Source organism: Serratia odorifera, assembly GCF_041448735.1.
Taxonomy (GTDB): domain Bacteria; phylum Pseudomonadota; class Gammaproteobacteria; order Enterobacterales; family Enterobacteriaceae; genus Serratia_F; species Serratia_F odorifera.
In genome coordinates this window covers 1,228,423-1,246,416 of the sequence record NZ_JBGMUT010000001.1, presented here as the reverse complement: position 1 = coordinate 1,246,416, position 17,994 = coordinate 1,228,423, and the positions used below count along the sequence as shown (strand labels likewise).

Sequence of the window (17,994 nt, the reverse complement as noted above, 5' to 3'; positions counted from 1 at the left end):
GTTAAGTAACCTTGTTTTTGGTAGGAATTAATTTATTTACACATAAGATGTGATCTCGATTGGATCATAAATACCCTGTAGTAGGTATATTCGTCGAGTCTGTAAACCACACTAATGGAATGGATAATGAAAAAGACAACTCTGGTGGTATTGGCGGCTATGATGGCCCCGATGGTGGCAAGTGCGCATCAAGCGGGTGATTTCCTGTTCCGTGCGGGTACCGCAACGGTGCGTCCGACAACCGGTTCGGATGACGTGCTGGGGCAGGGATCGTTCAAGGCGGATAATAATACCCAGTTAGGCCTGACCTTCGGCTATATGGCCACCGACAATATCGGTATCGAGCTGCTGGCAGCCACGCCGTTTCGCCATAAGGTGTCGCTGAACGGCAAAGCCGTCAACGGTGACATCGCCACGGTGCATCAACTGCCGCCAACCTTGATGGCGCAATACTATTTTGGCGATCGGCAGGATAAACTGCGTCCGTATCTCGGGGTAGGTGTCAACTACACCACTTTCTTTGACGAAAAGTTCAATGACAATGGCAAGGGCGCCGGGTTGAGCAATCTGAGCCTGAAAGACTCGTGGGGCGTGGCGGCTCAGGCCGGTCTGGATTACAACCTGGACGAGCACTGGATGTTGAACATGTCGGTATGGTGGATGAATATCGAAACAAAAGTTCGCTTTGATGATGCCGCCGGTGAGCATCACAGCATTGATACGCGTCTTGATCCGTGGGTGTTCATGTTCGGTGCCGGTTATCGCTTCTGATAACCGTGATGCCTGAAACAGGGGAGCCGTCCGGCTCCCCTGTCGGCATCGTTACTTGACCTGCATAACGTTTTCAACCGATTTCACACCGGCCACGCCGCGCGTTACCTGCACAGCGCGGTTGGCATCGGCGCTAGAGCTTACGAAGCCGCTCAACTGCACTCGCCCCTTGAAGGTTTCTACGCTGATTTCAGTCGACTTGATCGATTTGTCTGCCAGCAGCGCTGATTTTACTTTTGTCGTCACAACCGTGTCATCAATATACCCGCCAGTCCCTTCAGAGGTTGCCGTCGGCGCACAGGCGCTTACCGCCATCGCCATCACCGCCGCCGCACACAGGGCTGAAAGGGTTTTGAATAGCTTCATAAATTACTCTCCATGCAATGTTATTTTTGTTGAAACTACGGACACAATCTATTGTGTGACAAGACGCGAATGAGTTCAAATGCGCGCCGTGTTTTTTGCACTTAGCTGCGGGTAGCTGCCTTCATTTCACTGACGAACGCGCCCAGTCTGGCGAGCATCTCGGCCGGTTGTTGCTGGTGCTGTTCAATGATTTTAACTATTGCAGACCCGGAAATCGCGCCGGCGGCACCGGCCTGTAATGCATCACGCACCTGTGACGGTTCGGAAATGCCGAACCCCTGCAGCGGTGGTGCAGCGCGGTATTCACGCAGCGTGTTGACCAAATGGTGTAGCGGCAACTGGGCGCGGCTTTCGGTACCGGTCACCCCGGCACGCGACAGCAGGTAGGTATAGCCACGGCCGTGCGAGGAAATTTCCCGCAGCAGATCGTCATTGGCGTTCGGCGGGCAGATAAAGATTGGCGCGATATCATGTCGCAACGCCGCAGCGCGGAATGGCGCAGACTCTTCAAACGGTACATCGGCGATCAGCACCGAATCGACGCCGACTTGCGCGCAGCGCTGATAAAACGCATCAATCCCTTTATGGAACACCAGATTGGCGTACATCAGCAAACCAATCGGTATCTCCGGGTGTTTTTGGCGAATGGTCGCCAGCATTTCAAAGCACTGGGTTGGCGTTACGCCGGCGGCAAATGCCCGCAGCGCGGCGCTTTGAATCGTCGGGCCATCGGCCAGCGGATCGGAAAACGGGATGCCCAGTTCCAGCGCATCCGCGCCGTTTTCGATCAGGGTATCGATAATTTGCAGCGACAGCGTCGGATTGGGATCGCCCAGCGTGACGAAGGGCACGAAAGCACCTTCACGTTGGCTTTCCAGGCGCTTGAACAGTTGCTGGTAACGTTCCATCAGATTTCTCCCCGTGCTTTCAAAATATCGTGAACGGTAAATATGTCCTTGTCGCCGCGGCCAGACAGGTTAACCACCAGAATCTGCTCTTTTTGCGGCGTTTCACGGATCATTTTCAGCGCGTGGGCCAGCGCGTGGGAAGATTCCAGGGCCGGAATGATGCCTTCATGACGGGAGAGCGCCTTGAACGCATCAAGCGCTTCGTCGTCGGTGATTGAAACGTACTCCGCACGGCCGATGCTATTAAGATAGGCATGTTGCGGCCCGACGGAAGGGAAATCCAGCCCGGCGGAAATCGAGTACGACTCTTCGATCTGTCCTTCGGCGGTTTGCATCATCGGTGCCTTCATGCCGAAATAGATGCCAACGTGGCCATGCTTCAGTGGCGCGCCATGCTGACCGGTTTCGATCCCGAGGCCCGCCGGTTCTACGCCGATCAGGCCGACGCTGGTTTCGTCGATAAAGTCGGCGAACATGCCGATGGCATTGGAACCGCCGCCGACGCAGGCCAGAACCGCATCGGGTAGACGTCCTTCGCGTTCTAACACCTGTGCTTTGGTCTCTTCGCCGATCATCCGCTGGAATTCACGCACGATGGTGGGATACGGGTGCGGACCGGCGGCGGTGCCGAGCATGTAGTGCGCGGTGTCGTAGCTGCCGGACCAGTCGCGCAACGCTTCGTTGCAGGCGTCTTTCAGCGTAGAAGAACCGCTGTGTACCGGGATGACCTCGGCGCCCATCAGCCGCATGCGGAACACGTTTGGCGATTGGCGTTCGACGTCCTTGGCGCCCATGTATACGCGGCACTTCAAACCGAGCAGGGCGCTGGCCAGCGCCGAGGCTACACCGTGCTGACCGGCGCCGGTTTCGGCGATGATTTCCGTTTTGCCCATCCGTTTGGCCAGCAGCGCCTGTCCCAGCACCTGGTTGGTTTTATGCGCGCCGCCGTGCAGCAAGTCTTCGCGCTTTAGATACAGCTTGGTGTTGGTGCCAGCGGTCAGGTTTTTGCACAGCGTCAGCGCCGTTGGGCGCCCAGCGTAGTTTTTCAGCAGATCGATAAATTCAGCCTGGAATTCAGGGTCGCGCTGGGCGCTGACGAAGGCTTCTTCCAATTGATTCAGGGCCGGCATCAGAATTTGCGGTACGTACATACCACCAAATTCACCGAAGTAGGGGTTAAGCAGCGTCATTATGTTTCCCGTCAATTATCTTGGTTAAATATCGTCATCAGTAGGCACGCAGCGTCTGGAACACCGCGGCGATACGATCGGCATCCTTGATGCCAGGCGTGCTTTCAACGCCGGAATTGAAATCCAGGCCGGCACAGCCGAGTTGCGCGGCTTCGACGCAGTTGTCGGCGCTCAGGCCGCCGGCCAGCATCACGTTGTCGAGATCCTCTCCGTGCAGCACACTCCAGTCGAAGCGTTGGCCGGTGCCGCCGGCGCCGTTGTCCAGCAGATAGCGGTCAACTTGTTGCAGCTCACGAGCCGGTACACGGTCTTTCACGCTTAGCGCTTTCCAGATTTGGCATGAGGATGGCAGTTTGGCGCGCAGCGTGGTGATGTAGGCCTGATCCTCCGCGCCGTGCAACTGCACGGCCTTCAGACCCAGGCGCTCAACGGTTTGCGCCACGGTATCCACCTGCGCATCACAGAACACGCCGACATAGTTGAGCGGTGCGCCGGAAATCACTTCCCGCGCGCGGCTGATGTCCACATAACGCGGTGAACGGCCGACGAAGATCAATCCGCCATAGTTGGCACCGGCCTGATAGGCCGCCGCAGCGTCTTGCGCACGCGTCAGCCCGCAGACCTTGTTGTCGCCCAGCAGCACGCGACGCACTGCGCAGCGCAGATTGTTTTCCGACATCAACGCACTGCCGATCAGAAAACCGTTGGCGAAGCGGCTAAGCTCGCGGATCTGACCGTAATTGTTGATGCCGGATTCGCTGATCACCGTCACGCCGTGCGGCACGCGCGGCGCCAGCGTGCGAGTGCGATCGAGATCGATGCTCAGATCGCGCAGGTCACGATTATTGATGCCGACCACTTTGGCCTCCAGCGCAATCGCACGCTGTAATTCATCTTCGCTGATCACTTCGGTCAGCACGCCCATGTCGAGGCTGTGCGCCACCGCCGCCAACTGGCGGTACTGTTGATCGTCGAGAACCGACAGCATCAGCAGTATGGCGTCGGCCTGATAGTAGCGCGCCAGGTAGATTTGGTACGGATCGATAATAAAGTCTTTGCACAGCACCGGTTGGGTCACGGTTTTGCTGACCAGTGGCAGGAAGTCGAAGCTGCCCTGGAAGTATTTTTCATCGGTCAGCACCGAAATTGCCGATGCATAATCCCGGTACACCCCGGCAATCTCCAGCGGATCGAAGTTTTCGCGAATCAACCCCTTGGAGGGCGACGCTTTCTTGCATTCAAGAATAAACGCCGTTCTGGTGCCTTGCAGCGCATGGTAGAAGCTGCGTGTGCTGGGGGCGATATCCTGTTGGAAGCTGGCCAGCGGCTGTTGTTGCTGTCGTGCTGCGACCCATTGCGCCTTGTCACGAACAATCTTGTTGAGCACGGTTTCCTGCATCATTTATCCTCTTGCTGCCAGAGCGGTCACTCGCTCATAGGCCTGTCCGCTATGAATCATGTCCAATGCCTGCTGCGCATTGTGGCGCAGGTCTTCCTGTCCGAATAACTTCAGCAGCAACGCGACGTTAGCCGCGACCGCTGCGGCGTGTGCCGGGTCACCTTTACCTTGTAACAACCGTGCCAGAATGTCACGGTTTTCTTCCGGCGAACCGCCCAGCAGCGATGCCAGCGGATAGCTGTCCAGACCAAAGGAGGCCGGCGTCAGACTGTAGCTGTCAATTTCACCGTTGTTCAGTTCGGCCACCTGGGTGGTGGTGTGGATGGCCACCTCGTCCATACCGCCGCCGTGCACCACCGCAGCGCGCTGATAGCCCAGCACGCGCAGAGTTTCGGCAATCGGCAGCACCAGTTCCGGGCTGTAAACGCCAATCAGCGCCAGCGGTGGGCGTGCCGGATTAATCAACGGGCCTAGCACGTTGAACACCGTCCGGGTTTTCAACTGCTGGCGCACCGGCATCGCGTGGCGGAATCCGGTGTGATACTGCGGTGCAAACAGAAAACATACGCCGAGTTCATCCAGTGCCTTGCGCGCTTGCTCTGCCGGCAGATCCAGGCGAATGCCAAATGCCGCCAGCAGGTCGGAGGAGCCCGAACGGCTGGAAACGCTGCGATTGCCGTGTTTGGCAATCTTGGCGCCGCAGGCCGCCGCCACAAATGCGCTGGCGGTGGAAATATTAATGCTGTTGGTGCCGTCGCCGCCGGTGCCGACGATATCGGCAAACGCATAGTCCGGCCGAGGGAACGGTTGGGCATCCGCCAATAAGGCCTGCGCTGCGCCAGCGATTTCTGCCGGGCGTTCGCCGCGGATCTTCATACTGATCAGAGCGGCGGCTAACTGGCTTGGTTCCAGCTCACCGCGCACGATGGCGCTGAACAACTGCTGGCTTTCCTGCTGGTCCATTGATTCTGAACGGTACAGTTTCTCAAGAATAGATTGCATCAATGTGTCCTCTGCTTACTTCGCCAGCGCCCAGGCCAGAGTTTGCTCCAGCAAACGTGCACCCTGGGTGGTCAGAATAGATTCAGGATGGAACTGGAAACCACATACGCGATCGGCATCGTGCCGTACCGCCATCACCATTTCCCCGAACTGTGCGTTGACCGTCAGTTCGGCCGGGATATTGCTGCCGACCAGCGAGTGGTAGCGTGCGACCGGCAGCGGGTTGGCCATGTCGCTGAACATCGCTTCGCCGTCGTGGCTAATGGCGGACGCCTTGCCGTGCAGGATCTCGCCGGCCTGGCCGACATGGCCGCCGTAGGCTTCGACAATCGCCTGGTGACCGAGGCAGATACCGATTATCGGCAACCGGCCCCGCAGGCGTTGCAGCAGTGTCGGCATACAGCCGGCGTCGGCTGGGGTTCCGGGGCCGGGCGACAGCATCAGCACCGGCTGTGTCATCTGCTGTAAACGGTCAATGATCGCTTCGGCAGCCACCTGATTACGGTAAATCACCACCTGATGGCCGCTTGAGCGCAGTTGATCGACCAGGTTGTAGGTAAAGGAATCGACGTTGTCGAGCAGCAGGATATCGGCCATCAGAATACCTCCTTGGCATGATGCGCGGTGGCGATGGCACGCAGCACGGCACGGGCTTTATTACGGGTTTCATCGGCTTCCGCCTGGGGGACCGAGTCCAGCACCACGCCGGCGCCGGCCTGTACGGTGGCAATGCCGTCTTCGACATAGGCCGAACGAATAACGATACAGGTATCGAGATCGCCGGTGGCGGTGAAGTAGCCTACAGCGCCGCCGTAGCTACCACGACGGCTGCCTTCGGAGGCGGCAATCAGTTGCATGGCGCGAACTTTGGGAGCGCCGCTCAGGGTGCCCATATTCATGCAGGCCTGATAGGCATGCAGCACGTCAAGATCGCTACGCAGGCTGCCGACCACCCGAGACACCAGATGCATGACGAAAGAATAGCGGTCGACTTTGGTCAGGTCGGCGACGTAACGGCTGCCGGCGGTACAAATACGCGCCAGATCGTTGCGCGCCAGGTCAACCAGCATCAGGTGCTCCGCCAGTTCTTTATGGTCGGTGCGCATTTCCAGTTCAATGCGGCTGTCGAGATCCAGATCGAGCGCGCCGTCCTGACGCCGACCGCGCGGACGGGTGCCGGCGATCGGGTAGATCTCGATCTGACGGTTGCTGGCGTCATATTTCAGCGCGCTTTCCGGTGAGGCGCCGAACAGCGTGAAGTCGTTGTCCTGCATGAAGAACATGTAAGGGCTTGGATTGCTGTCCTTCAACGTTTGGTAGGCTGCCAACGGTGCCGGGCACGGCAGCGAAAAGCGGCGGGACGGCACTACCTGGAAAATCTCACCCTGACGGATGGCCTGTTGCATGTGGCTGACCACTGCGCTGTATTCTTCATCGCTCTGGTTGCAGCTCAACTGCATGTCTGCCAGCGTTTGATGCGGGATGGGCTGCGGTGTCTTCTTCAGCTGTTGCTGAACCTGTTGTAGCCGTTGTTGCAGGCGTTGCCGCTCGGTATTGTCACCGGTGAACACGCTGGCTTGCAGGCGGGCAACGCCATGCTGGTGGTCGAGTACCAACAGGGTTTCCGCCAGATAGAAACAGAAATCCGGGCAACGCTGGTCATGGCGCAGCTCAGGCAAGTCTTCGAAGCCGGCGACCAAATCGTAGGCAAACAGACCGCCAAGCATCATGGCTTCACGCTCGTCGGCCGGCGAGTCGACCACCTTCAGCAGCGTACGCAATGCGTCGAACACCGACAAGGAACGCAGACGCGCATCTTCGTCCTGCACCGCGTCAATGCGCGGGAAGGACAGCTCACGGCCATTTGGCCGCGCTTCATTATGCACTTCTGCCGGTAACGCCTCGTCCAGCAACGGCAGCAGGGCCGCGCCGTTGGCGGTCAGGGCTTGCACGCTGACCTGACGACCCAGCGCGGTGATGCGCAGCGCACTGTCGATCACCAGCAGGCTCTGCAGGTTTTGCTTGCTGTTGATTTCCGCGGATTCCAACAGCAGGGTGGCCGGACGTGCGCCGCACAGCTGGTGGAAAATGGTGGTCGGATCGCCGCGATAACTGGCTTCGGCCTTCAGCAATGTCAGTTGTGGTTTGGTCATTATCGGTAGTTCCAGTTAAATTCTGTCCATAAAAAAGCCCGCGTAACGGCGGGCTTGGAGAATCTGCAGTGTCAGATGACAGGTATGCGATTACACCGCCCGCGAAAGGGAGGTACGCCACCAACGAAGAAGAGAAGTCTGTTTGCTCATTTTTATGCTCTCTCTGGTTATCATCCAACGGGATATTCAACACGGCCATTGCCGTGAACTTGTGTACTAGTTAACTGGTTCGAGGTGGCGATGTCAACCCTCTTTTTGCACAATGTGTTAGCGCCATCGGGTTTTTTCCCTTCCACCGCCGGTGTAGCCTGCCGGCGTGGGTACAGAATAGATTTCCGTCCAACCGGCAATAGAGGCTATGATGACGGCCCAAGCCATAGCCGGATATTTCTTTTGACTGACAGTAACCCTCAGCCCTCCGCATTTACGCTGTACGACCTTCATAGCCATACCACCGCCTCCGATGGCTACCTGACGCCAACGCAACTGGTGCAAAGGGCGGTGGAGATGCGGGTAGGCGTATTGGCCATCACTGACCATGACACCACTGCCGGCCTGGCCGAAGCTGCTGCGGCTATCGCACAGCTGGCGCTGCCGCTGCAATTGGTCAACGGCGTTGAAATCTCCACGCTGTGGGAAAACCATGAAATTCACATCGTCGGCCTGAACATTGACGTCACGCACCCGGCGATGGTGCAACTGCTGGCCGAACAAAGTGAACGACGCACGCTGCGCGCGCAGGAAATTGGCCTGCGGCTGGCCAAGGCGCGCATCGAAGGCGCCTATGAAGGCGCTCAGCGTCTGGCTGACGGCGGTGCGGTGACCCGTGGCCATTTTGCCCGCTATCTGGTGCAGAAAGGCGTAGCGGACAACATGGCGCAGGTATTCAAGAAATACCTGGCGAAAGGGAAAACCGGCTACGTTCCACCGCAGTGGTGTACAATAGAACAAGCTATTGATGTGATTCATCAATCCGGTGGGCAGGCGGTGATGGCTCACCCTGGGCGTTACGATTTGACCGCCAAGTGGCTGAAACGTCTGTTGGCACACTTTGCCGAACAGCACGGTGATGCGATGGAGGTCGCCCAATGCCAGCAGGCGCCGAACGAACGCAGCCAATTGGCCGCGTATGCGCAGGATTTCCAACTGCTGGCATCACAAGGGTCGGATTTCCATCAGCCCTGTTCGTGGATTGAACTTGGTCGCAAGCTGTGGTTGCCAGGTGGCGTGGAGCCAGTCTGGCGTGATTGGCCGCAGGCGCAGTAGCGATCCTGACGTAACACCTCAGGCGAACAACGTGGGCGGGGCCGTCCGCGTGTACCATTTTAGGAGCAATACATGAGCCAGCTTTTTTATATTCATCCAGACAATCCTCAGCCACGTTTGATTAACCAGGCCGTGGAAGTACTGCGCAAAGGCGGAGTCATCGTCTACCCGACCGATTCAGGCTATGCGTTAGGCTGCAAGCTGGAAGAAAAAGCCGCAATGGAACGAATCTGCCGCATCCGTCAGTTGGACGGCAATCATAATTTTACCCTGATGTGTCGCGATCTTTCCGAGCTGTCCACCTATGCCTATGTGGATAACAGCGCGTTTCGCCTGATCAAAAACAACACGCCAGGTCATTACACGTTTATTCTCAAGGCGACCAAGGAAGTGCCACGTCGACTGATGAACGACAAGCGCAAGACCATCGGGTTGCGTGTGCCGTCCAATCCGATCGCTCTGGCGTTGCTGGAAGAGCTCAACGAGCCGATGATGTCGACCACCCTGATGCTGCCGGGTAATGATTTTGCCGAATCCGATCCAGAAGAAATCAGCGATCATTTGGGTAAACAGGTCGAACTGGTGATTCACGGCGGATTTCTCGGGCAACAGCCGACCACGGTAATTGATCTGACTGAATCTTCGCCGGAAGTGGTGCGTGAAGGGGCAGGCGATCCGACGCCATTTCGCTGAAAACCCCCGCGGTGCCATCAACAAATTCTGAAAAATAGCGCCTCACGGCGGCAAGCGCCGTGAAAAGCGCTATTCTACAAGGACAAAACTGATAATGGCAGGATGCGTGGCGATGATTAAACAGGCTTTTATGGCGGTGGTATTACTGGTTTCGTTTGCGGCAAACGCCGGTTTTTACTCCGGTAGCGCGTTGCTCTCCGAAAGCGAAGGTTACGTAAAAAACAAAAACGGCACGGCAACCGTTGCACAAGCGCTGGATGGCGGCATGTTCATGGGCTATGTCGCTGGCGTATTTGATACTTACTCGATGCAGGGTAACCGCAACATTTGCCCCGATACCGGCATGAGCGTTGGTATGGCGTCGGATGCGGTGATGCAATACCTGAACGAACACCCAGAGCAACTTCATTATTCGGCACCTTCGGTGATCATGCTGGCGCTGTCATCCGCTTTCCCGTGTGAACGGCACTGATACCGGTGCATTTTGTGCTGATTGTTCCATTCGATGCGCTTTACCGGTTCCCGCTCGTTATTCAATAGGTTAACTGTCATAACGCTGTCATGTTACCGCCGACAATCATCTTGAACCGTTCGAGATAGGGGGGGAATATGACAGCGTTTGTTCACTGACAATACCCGACGAACCTGGCTAATTGTCAGGGCATCCATTTCGATTTATTAGAACCCTTTAGCTTAAAATTCGTGTAGTATGTCTGACCCCTGAGCATCGGGCGTGGCATCTGCCGTGACGCCCTTTGGCGTGCTTTTTTTTAAAAAATCTTACAATCCGGCAGGTTAGCGTTTTTTTAAAGCTAACTTGTTGATGACGCTATTATATACGACGCCTGTGAAGGCGACACTAGAGGTTGCTCAATGAGCGAAAAGTTACAGAAAGTTTTAGCGCGTGCCGGTCACGGTTCGCGCCGCGAAATCGAAACCATGATTGAAGCCGGGCGCGTCAGCGTTGACGGTAAAATCGCCAAGCTGGGCGATCGTGTCGAAGTCGTTCAAGGAATGAAGATCCGCTTGGACGGGCACGTTGTTTCGATCAAGGAATCCGAAGAAGCGGTTTGTCGCGTATTGGCCTACTACAAACCAGAAGGCGAACTCTGCACCCGTAGCGATCCGGAAGGCCGACCAACGGTATTCGATCGTCTGCCTAAACTGCGTGGGTCACGTTGGGTGGCCGTTGGCCGCCTGGACGTAAACACCTCGGGTCTGTTGCTGTTCACCACCGACGGTGAGCTGGCCAACCGCTTGATGCACCCGAGTCGCGAAGTCGAGCGGGAATATGCGGTGCGCGTGTTTGGCCAGATTGACGACGACAAAGTGAAGCAGCTTAGTCGTGGCGTACAGCTGGAAGATGGCCCGGCGGCGTTTCGTACCATCAGCTTCCAGGGCGGCGAAGGCCTCAATCAGTGGTATAACGTGACCCTGACCGAAGGGCGCAACCGCGAAGTCCGTCGCCTGTGGGAAGCGGTAGGCGTGCAGGTCAGTCGTCTGATCCGCGTGCGCTATGGCGACATCAACTTGCCGAAGGGTATTCCACGTGGTGGTTGGACCGAACTGGATCTGCCGGCCATCAACTACCTGCGTGAACTGGTCGATCTGCAACCGGAAACCGTCAGCAAACTGCCGGTGGAACGCGAGCGTCGCCGTGTCAAGGCGAACCAGATCCGCCGCGCGGTCAAGCGCCATAGCCAGGTGTCAACCGGCCGTCGTAGCGCCGCGGGCGGCAAACCAGGCAAGCCAAGCAAGCGTAACTAAGCGTTGCTACGTAGCCGCCACGCGCGGCTACGCTTTATCACCAATCAATTCCCTGTTGCGCTTTGATGCCGGCATCAAACGCATGCTTTACCGGCCGCATTTCGGTCACGGTATCCGCCAGTTCCAGCACATCCCGATGACAACCTCGTCCGGTAATCATCACCGTTTGATGGGCAGGGCGTTGCGCCAACGCCGTCAACAGTTCTTCCAGTGCCAGATAGCCGTAGCTGACCATATAGGTCACCTCATCCAACAGCACCAGATCCAGTGCGCTGTCGGCCAGCATTCGCTTGCCATGTTGCCATACCGCCTGGCAGGCGGCGCTGTCAGTGTCTTTGTTCTGTGTCTCCCAGGTAAAGCCGGTGGCCATGACCTGAAATTCCACGCCGTGTTGCTGGAGCAGATTTTTCTCGCCGTTTGGCCATTCGCCCTTGATAAACTGGATCACCCCGGCACGCATGCCGTGGCCGACCGCGCGCGTAACCGTGCCAAACGCGGCGGTGGTCTTGCCTTTACCGTTGCCGGTGAATACCAGCACTAAACCGCGTTCGTCCTGCGCGCTGGCGATACGGGCATCGACCTGTTCCTTCAGACGTTGTTGCCGTTGCTGGTGACGATCTTCGGTCATGCAGGCTTTCTCCTATTCGGCAGCGCCGGGTTTGCGATTGGGTTGGGCATCAAAGCTCATGCCGGTTTTACGGCGGCTGTCATCGCCCATCAAATACAGGTAAAGCGGCATGATATCAGCCGGGGTCTTGAGCTTGTTGCGGTCCTCGTCCGGGAAGGCATTTGCCCGCATATTGGTGCGCGTTCCCCCCGGATTGATGCAGTTTACCCGCAAATTACGACTTTTATATTCTTCCGCCAACACCTGCATCATGCCCTCGGTGGCGAATTTGGAAACTGCGTAGGCGCCCCAGTTGGCGCGGCCCGTTCGACCGACGCTTGAGCTGGTGAACACCAGAGAACCTGCGCTGGATTTCAGCAACAGCGGCAGCAATGCCTGGGTCAGCATAAAGGTGGCGTTGACGTTGACCTGCATCACCTCGTTCCACATCTCCATGGTTATGTCGGCCATCGGCACAATGTCGCCCAGCAGACCGGCGTTATGCAGCACGCCGTCGAGGCGTGGCACCTGGGCTGCCAGATCGTCAGCAAGCTGTTGGCACTGCTCTGGTGTGGCATGAAGCAGATCCAGCGTGATGGTAGACGCCGGCCGGCCGCCGAGGGCGGCTATTTCGTGTTGCACCGCCTGCAGTTTGCTTTCGGTGCGTCCCAGCAGCACCAGTTGCGCGCCGAAACGGGCGTAGGTCAGAGCGGCCTCGCGGCCGATGCCGTCTCCGGCGCCGGTGACGAGAATGATGCGTTGATCGAGCAGGTCATGTTTGGGGTTGTAGTGCACAATAATTCCTCGCGCCGAGATCGCTTTCCCGCGTTGCCTGGGGAAAAGCAGTGGGTGAGGAGGCCAGGCAAGGGGAGCAAAGGCTCGACCGCCAGGCTGGCCCCGCAGCGAATTTGTCTCATCAATTTGATGAATAATGCGTGTTATATGCCTGAAATGGATCGCATTTTCAATGATTAGCCGGCAGAAACGGCATTCTTTTGTAACAAAAACGGAACAATCTCAGCTTGGTTGTGCATAAAACGCCCCCATAACCTCAGATGCTCGCCCGTTTGACGTTGTTGGCGCGTGGCATCCTGATGCATGTAATTTTCATTTGGCCGCGACAGCCGCAACGTCGGTTGGCTAGAATGAGCGGAGTATACTAACAACCTGTAAAAAAGGCGGAATCTGTGGAGTTTATATCTGTTTACGGCCTGTTTTTGGCCAAGGTTGCCACGGTGGTGATTGCCATCGCCGCGCTGGCGCTGTTAGCGGTGAGCCTGGGGCAACGTAAAAGCCAGCAAAAAGGGGAGCTGCAACTCACCGATCTCGGTGAGCAATATCGAGAAATGCAGCGTGAAATGCGTCTGGCGCGGATGGGCGCGGCAGAACAAAAGATGTGGAGTAAACAGTTCAAGAAGCAGACCAAGGCCGACGATAAGCTCAAAAAGCAGCGTGCGAAATCGGGGGCGGCGCAAGCGAGCAAACCTTGCCTGTATGTGCTGGATTTCAAAGGCAGCATGGATGCGCATGAAGTGACGTCGTTGCGGGAAGAGATTTCGGCAGTGCTGGCGGTGGCCACGGCGGAAGACGAAGTGCTGCTACGGCTGGAAAGTCCGGGAGGCGTGGTACATGGTTATGGTTTAGCCGCGTCGCAGTTGGAACGCTTGCGCAAGGGCGGCATCCGTCTGACGGTCGCGGTGGACAAGGTGGCTGCCAGTGGTGGTTACATGATGGCCTGCGTGGCCGACCGTATCGTGGCGGCGCCTTTCGCCATCATCGGCTCGATCGGCGTGGTGGCGCAAATCCCCAACTTCCATCGCCTGCTGAAAAAGAACGATATCGATGTTGAACTGCATACCGCCGGCCAATTCAAGCGTACGCTGACGCTGTTTGGTGAAAACACCGAGCAGGGGCGCGACAAGTTTCGCGAAGACCTGAACGAAACCCATGAGCTGTTCAAGCAGTTTGTCCATCAGCAACGCCCGTCGCTGGATATTGACAGCGTGGCGACCGGCGAGCATTGGTTTGGTACCCAGGCGAAGGAAAAGGGGCTGATTGATGCGGTGGGCACCAGCGATGATTTGCTGATCGCCGAGATGGAAAATCATGAAGTGGTCGGGGTGCGTTATAGCCGACGCAAGCGGTGGGTGGATCGGTTCACCGGCAGCGCGGCGGAAAGCGCCGACCGCCTGTTGCTGCGCTGGTGGCAGCGTGGGGAAAAACCGTTATTGTAAGGCAAACGGGGGGCTTTCGGCCCCCTGTTTTTTTCTAATCGACCAGATGATATTTATCTGAGAGCAGGTGCGCCAGATGTTTAAACATATTAAACACCGCCGTCGTTTTTGCGGTTGGCAAGCCGTCCGGATCTAAAAAGAATTCGCCGCGAAAAACTAAAACTCCGCTTTTTTGTTCCACCTCGGTGGCTACCATACCGTGAAGATAATCTTCATGTTGGCGAATGATGTTATTTGCTTCTGACAGCAGACATTGACGGGTGATTGGGGATGTATTAGTGCGCATTTATTACACTCCAGACATATACTCTGCACATATTCTAACGCCGGTTGACGTTTGGCCGCAAACCGAGTCGGGTTTATTTGCCATCTGGATGGCCAGTTGTTGTTGCCGATTGGCGAAATCATCCTTTCCGTGCTAATTAGGTTGCGTGGCGTTTTTTATCAGGTACAGTGTGGGATTTTGTGGTATCGGGTGGAAGATTTTGTTTACGCTGCCAATGAGCCAGCGTCGTTCATACCTCTGGGGCGTGGGCGGAATGCAAGGACTTTCAGCAACTTGCCTTTAGGTTGAGCAGTTAAGCAGCCAACGGGAAAAAATATGTTGATCTCCAGCCAGACTGCCGCAATATAAAAAAGAGATGTGAATTGCTGCGATACGGCAAGTTAAAAGGCTTCTTTTTAGAAGAAATAAATTAGGTAAAGGTAAATATGGGTAAAGCTCTCGTAATAGTTGAGTCCCCGGCAAAAGCCAAAACTATTAATAAATATTTAGGAAATGACTACGTGGTGAAGTCCAGCGTGGGTCATATCCGTGATTTGCCGACCAGTGGCTCAGCCAGCAAAAAGAGCGCTGACTCAACAGAAAACAAAGCCAAGAAAAAAGTTAAAAAAGACGCAACGGCGGCGCTGGTTAATCGAATGGGCGTTGACCCGTATCATGGCTGGAAAGCACATTATGAAATTCTGCCGGGTAAAGAGAAAGTTGTTGCCGAGTTAAAAAATCTGGCGGAAAACGCCGACCACATCTACCTCGCAACTGACTTGGACCGCGAAGGGGAAGCCATTGCCTGGCACCTGCGGGAAGTGATCGGCGGAGACGATACGCGTTTTAGCCGCGTGGTATTTAACGAAATTACCAAAAACGCCATCCAGCAGGCCTTTAAAGCGCCGGGTGAGTTGAATATCGATCGTGTCAATGCGCAGCAGGCGCGTCGCTTTATGGACCGCGTGGTGGGCTATATGGTTTCGCCGCTGCTGTGGAAGAAAATCGCCCGCGGCCTGTCCGCCGGACGTGTGCAATCCGTTGCGGTGCGGTTGGTGGTAGAGCGCGAGCGCGATATCAAGGCCTTCGTGCCGGAAGAGTTCTGGGAACTGCACGCCGACCTGCTGGCGAAGGATGATACCGCGCTGCGGATGGAAGTGACCCATGCCGGCGGTAAGCCGTTCAAACCGGTCAATCGCGATCAGACCCATGCGGCGCTCAACCTGTTGGAAAAAGCCCGTTATACGGTGCTCGATCGTGAAGACAAGCCGACCAGCAGCAAACCGGGCGCGCCGTTCATTACCTCGACGCTACAGCAGGCCGCCAGTACGCGTCTGAGCTTCGGCGTGAAGAAAACCATGATGATGGCGCAACGGCTTTATGAAGCTGGCCACATCACCTACATGCGTACCGACTCTACCAACCTGAGCCAGGATGCGCTGAACATGGTGCGTGGTTACATTGGCGATAACTTCGGCGATAAATACCTGCCGAAAGCGCCTAACCACTACAGCAGCAAAGAAAACTCGCAGGAAGCGCACGAAGCGATTCGTCCTTCCGACGTCAGCGTGGTGGCGGAGCAGCTCAAAGACATGGAAGCGGACGCGCAGAAGCTGTATCAGCTGATCTGGCGGCAGTTCGTGGCCTGTCAGATGACGCCGGCGCAATACGATTCCACCACTCTGACGGTACAGGCCGGCGACTATCAGCTGCGCGCCAAGGGCCGTACGCTGCGTTTCGACGGTTGGACCAAAGTGATGCCGGCTCTGCGCAAAGGCGATGAAGATCGCACCTTGCCGTACGTTGAAATCGGTAGCGAGCTGGATCTGCAACAGCTGCTCCCAAGCCAGCACTTCACCAAGCCGCCGGCGCGTTACAGCGAAGCGTCGCTGGTCAAAGAGTTGGAAAAACGAGGTATCGGCCGTCCGTCGACCTACGCGTCGATCATTTCGACCATTCAGGATCGTGGTTACGTGCGGGTGGAAAACCGCCGTTTTTACGCCGAGAAAATGGGCGAAATCGTCACCGATCGGCTGGAGGAAAACTTCCGCGAACTGATGAATTACGACTTCACCGCGCGCATGGAAGACGGCCTAGATCAGGTGGCGAACAATCACGCCGAATGGAAAGCGGTACTGGATGAGTTCTTTGCCGAATTCAGCGAACAGCTGGAAAGGGCAGAAAAAGATCCGGAAGAAGGCGGCATGCGGCCAAACCAGATGGTGCTGACCAGCATCGCCTGCCCGACCTGTGGTCGTCAGATGGGGATTCGTACCGCCAGCACCGGTGTGTTCCTCGGTTGCTCTGGCTACGCGCTATCGCCGAAGGAGCGCTGCAAGACCACCATCAATCTGGTTCCCGAAACGGAAGTGCTCAACGTTCTCGAAGGGGACGATGCGGAAACCAATGCCTTGCGTGCCCGTCGCCGCTGCCAGAAATGCGGTACGGCAATGGATAGCTATCTGATTGATAACCAGCGCAAGCTGCACGTCTGCGGTAATAATCCGGCGTGTGACGGTTATGAGATTGAAGAGGGTGAGTTCCGCATCAAAGGCTACGATGGCCCGGTTGTGGAATGCGAAAAGTGTGGCTCTGAGATGCACCTGAAAATGGGGCGTTTCGGCAAGTACATGGGCTGCACCAACGACGAGTGTAAAAACACCCGCAAGATCCTGCGCAACGGTGATGTCGCGCCGCCGAAGGAAGATCCGGTTCCGTTGCCGGAGTTGCCGTGCGAAAAGTCTGACGCCTATTTCGTGTTGCGTGATGGCGCGGCCGGTGTGTTCCTGGCTGCCAATACCTTCCCTAAATCGCGCGAAACCCGTGCGCCGCTGGTGGAAGAGTTGCAGCGCTTCAAGGATCGCCTGCCTGAAAAACTGCGCTACCTGGCGGATGCGCCGGTTGCCGATCCGGAAGGTAACAAGACGCTGGTGCGCTTTAGCCGTAAGACCAAGCAGCAGTATGTGTCTGCCGAGAAAGACGGTAAGGCTACCGGCTGGACCGCGTTCTTCATCGACGGCAAGTGGGTTGAAACCAAGAAGTAAGCGTTGTTGATGGCAACAATCTTAAAAACCAGCCCGAGTGGCTGGTTTTTTTTGCCCTGAAAAGAACGGCCAGGGTATAGCCCGGTTGGTTTTGGTGCCTGGTCGGCAGATTGCGCGTTGATAACCATGCGGAATAATCGTTATCATTGTGTGACGGGGATCTATACTTGAAGCTGTAGCATGATATAGTGGTTATATAAAAAGATTTCTTATGATTAAAGCTTATTAACAACGGCGTTTTCTTCAGCATCTGGGTAAACACTGTGTTTATAGCGCGTAAACTCATCAGCCTTCAGCATACCGGGAAACACCGATATATCTGATTGCGG

The 17,994-nt window shown here is 56.3% G+C and carries 16 protein-coding genes, 1 pseudogene and 1 other annotated feature; of the genes and pseudogenes, 7 read left to right on the top strand and 10 right to left on the bottom strand.

The genetic code is table 11. From position 1 onward, the window contains the following. Positions 1–126 precede the first annotated feature (126 nt). Positions 127–771: an outer membrane protein OmpW gene (gene ompW, locus ACCC84_RS05805; RefSeq protein ID WP_088499705.1), complete on the top strand. Its 645-nt coding sequence runs from the start codon at positions 127–129 to the stop codon at positions 769–771. 51 nt (positions 772–822) lie between these two features. On the opposite strand, the gene ACCC84_RS05800 is transcribed toward ompW, so the two are convergent. The 6 genes and pseudogenes from ACCC84_RS05800 to ACCC84_RS05775 form a co-directional block, all read right to left on the bottom strand. After that, the gene (locus tag ACCC84_RS05800) at positions 823–1,137 is read right to left on the bottom strand and encodes a BON domain-containing protein (protein ID WP_004962417.1); all 315 of its coding nucleotides are present in this window, start codon (positions 1,135–1,137) and stop codon (positions 823–825) included. Between the two features lie 101 nt (positions 1,138–1,238). Beyond that, entirely contained in the window at positions 1,239–2,045 is an 807-nt protein-coding gene (gene trpA / locus ACCC84_RS05795; RefSeq protein WP_004962419.1) for a tryptophan synthase subunit alpha, read from the bottom strand. Beyond that, positions 2,045–3,238, bottom strand: a complete 1,194-nt coding sequence (trpB, locus tag ACCC84_RS05790; protein WP_088499925.1) for a tryptophan synthase subunit beta — start codon at positions 3,236–3,238, stop codon at positions 2,045–2,047. The genes trpA and trpB overlap by 1 nt, the downstream gene beginning before the upstream one ends. Positions 3,239–3,272: 34 nt before the next feature. Then, a complete protein-coding gene (gene trpCF / locus ACCC84_RS05785; protein WP_182646445.1) occupies positions 3,273–4,634 on the bottom strand; it encodes a bifunctional indole-3-glycerol-phosphate synthase TrpC/phosphoribosylanthranilate isomerase TrpF in 1,362 nt (453 codons plus the stop codon). 3 nt (positions 4,635–4,637) lie between these two features. Then, a pseudogene (gene trpD, locus ACCC84_RS05780) lies at positions 4,638–6,233 on the bottom strand (bifunctional anthranilate synthase glutamate amidotransferase component TrpG/anthranilate phosphoribosyltransferase TrpD). Beyond that, positions 6,233–7,789, bottom strand: a complete 1,557-nt coding sequence (locus ACCC84_RS05775; RefSeq protein ID WP_004962428.1) for an anthranilate synthase component 1 — start codon at positions 7,787–7,789, stop codon at positions 6,233–6,235. Before ACCC84_RS05775 ends, trpD begins: the two are co-directional and overlap by 1 nt. A gap of 28 nt (positions 7,790–7,817) precedes the next feature. Next, positions 7,818–7,918 (bottom strand) — a sequence feature (Trp leader region). A 264-nt stretch (positions 7,919–8,182) separates the two neighbouring features. On the opposite strand from ACCC84_RS05775, the gene rnm reads away from it, so the two are divergent. The 4 genes from rnm to rluB all read left to right on the top strand — a co-directional run bounded on the left by rnm (position 8,183) and on the right by rluB (position 11,515). Then, the gene (gene rnm, locus ACCC84_RS05770) at positions 8,183–9,055 is read left to right on the top strand and encodes an RNase RNM (protein WP_039992061.1); all 873 of its coding nucleotides are present in this window, start codon (positions 8,183–8,185) and stop codon (positions 9,053–9,055) included. 72 nt (positions 9,056–9,127) lie between these two features. Then, the gene (locus ACCC84_RS05765) at positions 9,128–9,748 is read left to right on the top strand and encodes an L-threonylcarbamoyladenylate synthase (protein ID WP_004962449.1); all 621 of its coding nucleotides are present in this window, start codon (positions 9,128–9,130) and stop codon (positions 9,746–9,748) included. A 112-nt stretch (positions 9,749–9,860) separates the two neighbouring features. Continuing rightward, positions 9,861–10,220 carry a Rap1a/Tai family immunity protein gene (locus tag ACCC84_RS05760; protein WP_039992063.1) on the top strand — a complete coding sequence of 120 codons (360 nt, stop codon included), beginning with the start codon at positions 9,861–9,863 and terminating at the stop codon, positions 10,218–10,220. 401 nt (positions 10,221–10,621) lie between these two features. Further along, entirely contained in the window at positions 10,622–11,515 is an 894-nt protein-coding gene (gene rluB, locus ACCC84_RS05755) for a 23S rRNA pseudouridine(2605) synthase RluB (protein WP_004962458.1), read from the top strand. Positions 11,516–11,552: 37 nt separating this feature from the next. Here rluB and cobO read toward each other — a convergent pair whose 3' ends face one another. From cobO to ACCC84_RS05740, 3 genes are all read right to left on the bottom strand, one after another. After that, complete coding sequence (gene cobO, locus ACCC84_RS05750; protein ID WP_004962459.1) at positions 11,553–12,143, bottom strand: cob(I)yrinic acid a,c-diamide adenosyltransferase; 591 nt, start codon at positions 12,141–12,143, stop codon at positions 11,553–11,555. Between the two features lie 12 nt (positions 12,144–12,155). After that, positions 12,156–12,917, bottom strand: a complete 762-nt coding sequence (locus tag ACCC84_RS05745) for a YciK family oxidoreductase (protein WP_039992065.1) — start codon at positions 12,915–12,917, stop codon at positions 12,156–12,158. 176 nt (positions 12,918–13,093) lie between these two features. After that, on the bottom strand, positions 13,094–13,222 hold the full coding sequence (locus ACCC84_RS05740) for a hypothetical protein (protein ID WP_004962464.1): 129 nt from the start codon (positions 13,220–13,222) through the stop codon (positions 13,094–13,096). An 87-nt stretch (positions 13,223–13,309) separates the two neighbouring features. On the opposite strand from ACCC84_RS05740, the gene sohB reads away from it, so the two are divergent. Further along, positions 13,310–14,356, top strand: a complete 1,047-nt coding sequence (sohB, locus tag ACCC84_RS05735; RefSeq protein WP_004962466.1) for a protease SohB — start codon at positions 13,310–13,312, stop codon at positions 14,354–14,356. A 34-nt stretch (positions 14,357–14,390) separates the two neighbouring features. Here the strand turns inward: sohB and ACCC84_RS05730 are convergent, their stop codons facing one another. Then, complete coding sequence (locus ACCC84_RS05730; protein ID WP_198773985.1) at positions 14,391–14,642, bottom strand: YciN family protein; 252 nt, start codon at positions 14,640–14,642, stop codon at positions 14,391–14,393. A 425-nt stretch (positions 14,643–15,067) separates the two neighbouring features. Here ACCC84_RS05730 and topA point away from each other — a divergent pair, with 425 nt between their 5' ends. Then, positions 15,068–17,665: a type I DNA topoisomerase gene (topA, locus tag ACCC84_RS05725; RefSeq protein ID WP_088499704.1), complete on the top strand. Its 2,598-nt coding sequence runs from the start codon at positions 15,068–15,070 to the stop codon at positions 17,663–17,665. Positions 17,666–17,994: the final 329 nt, after the last annotated feature.

Coding starts and splice junctions, on each gene's coding strand:
- ompW (WP_088499705.1), top strand. CDS start 127: ATGAAAAAGACAACTCTGGTGGTATTGGCGGCTATGATGGCCCCGATG.
- ACCC84_RS05800 (WP_004962417.1), bottom strand. CDS start 1,137: ATGAAGCTATTCAAAACCCTTTCAGCCCTGTGTGCGGCGGCGGTGATG.
- trpA (WP_004962419.1), bottom strand. CDS start 2,045: ATGGAACGTTACCAGCAACTGTTCAAGCGCCTGGAAAGCCAACGTGAA.
- trpCF (WP_182646445.1), bottom strand. CDS start 4,634: ATGCAGGAAACCGTGCTCAACAAGATTGTTCGTGACAAGGCGCAATGG.
- ACCC84_RS05775 (WP_004962428.1), bottom strand. CDS start 7,789: ATGACCAAACCACAACTGACATTGCTGAAGGCCGAAGCCAGTTATCGC.
- ACCC84_RS05765 (WP_004962449.1), top strand. CDS start 9,128: ATGAGCCAGCTTTTTTATATTCATCCAGACAATCCTCAGCCACGTTTG.
- ACCC84_RS05760 (WP_039992063.1), top strand. CDS start 9,861: ATGATTAAACAGGCTTTTATGGCGGTGGTATTACTGGTTTCGTTTGCG.
- rluB (WP_004962458.1), top strand. CDS start 10,622: ATGAGCGAAAAGTTACAGAAAGTTTTAGCGCGTGCCGGTCACGGTTCG.
- cobO (WP_004962459.1), bottom strand. CDS start 12,143: ATGACCGAAGATCGTCACCAGCAACGGCAACAACGTCTGAAGGAACAG.
- ACCC84_RS05740 (WP_004962464.1), bottom strand. CDS start 13,222: ATGCATCAGGATGCCACGCGCCAACAACGTCAAACGGGCGAGCATCTG.
- ACCC84_RS05730 (WP_198773985.1), bottom strand. CDS start 14,642: ATGCGCACTAATACATCCCCAATCACCCGTCAATGTCTGCTGTCAGAA.
- topA (WP_088499704.1), top strand. CDS start 15,068: ATGGGTAAAGCTCTCGTAATAGTTGAGTCCCCGGCAAAAGCCAAAACT.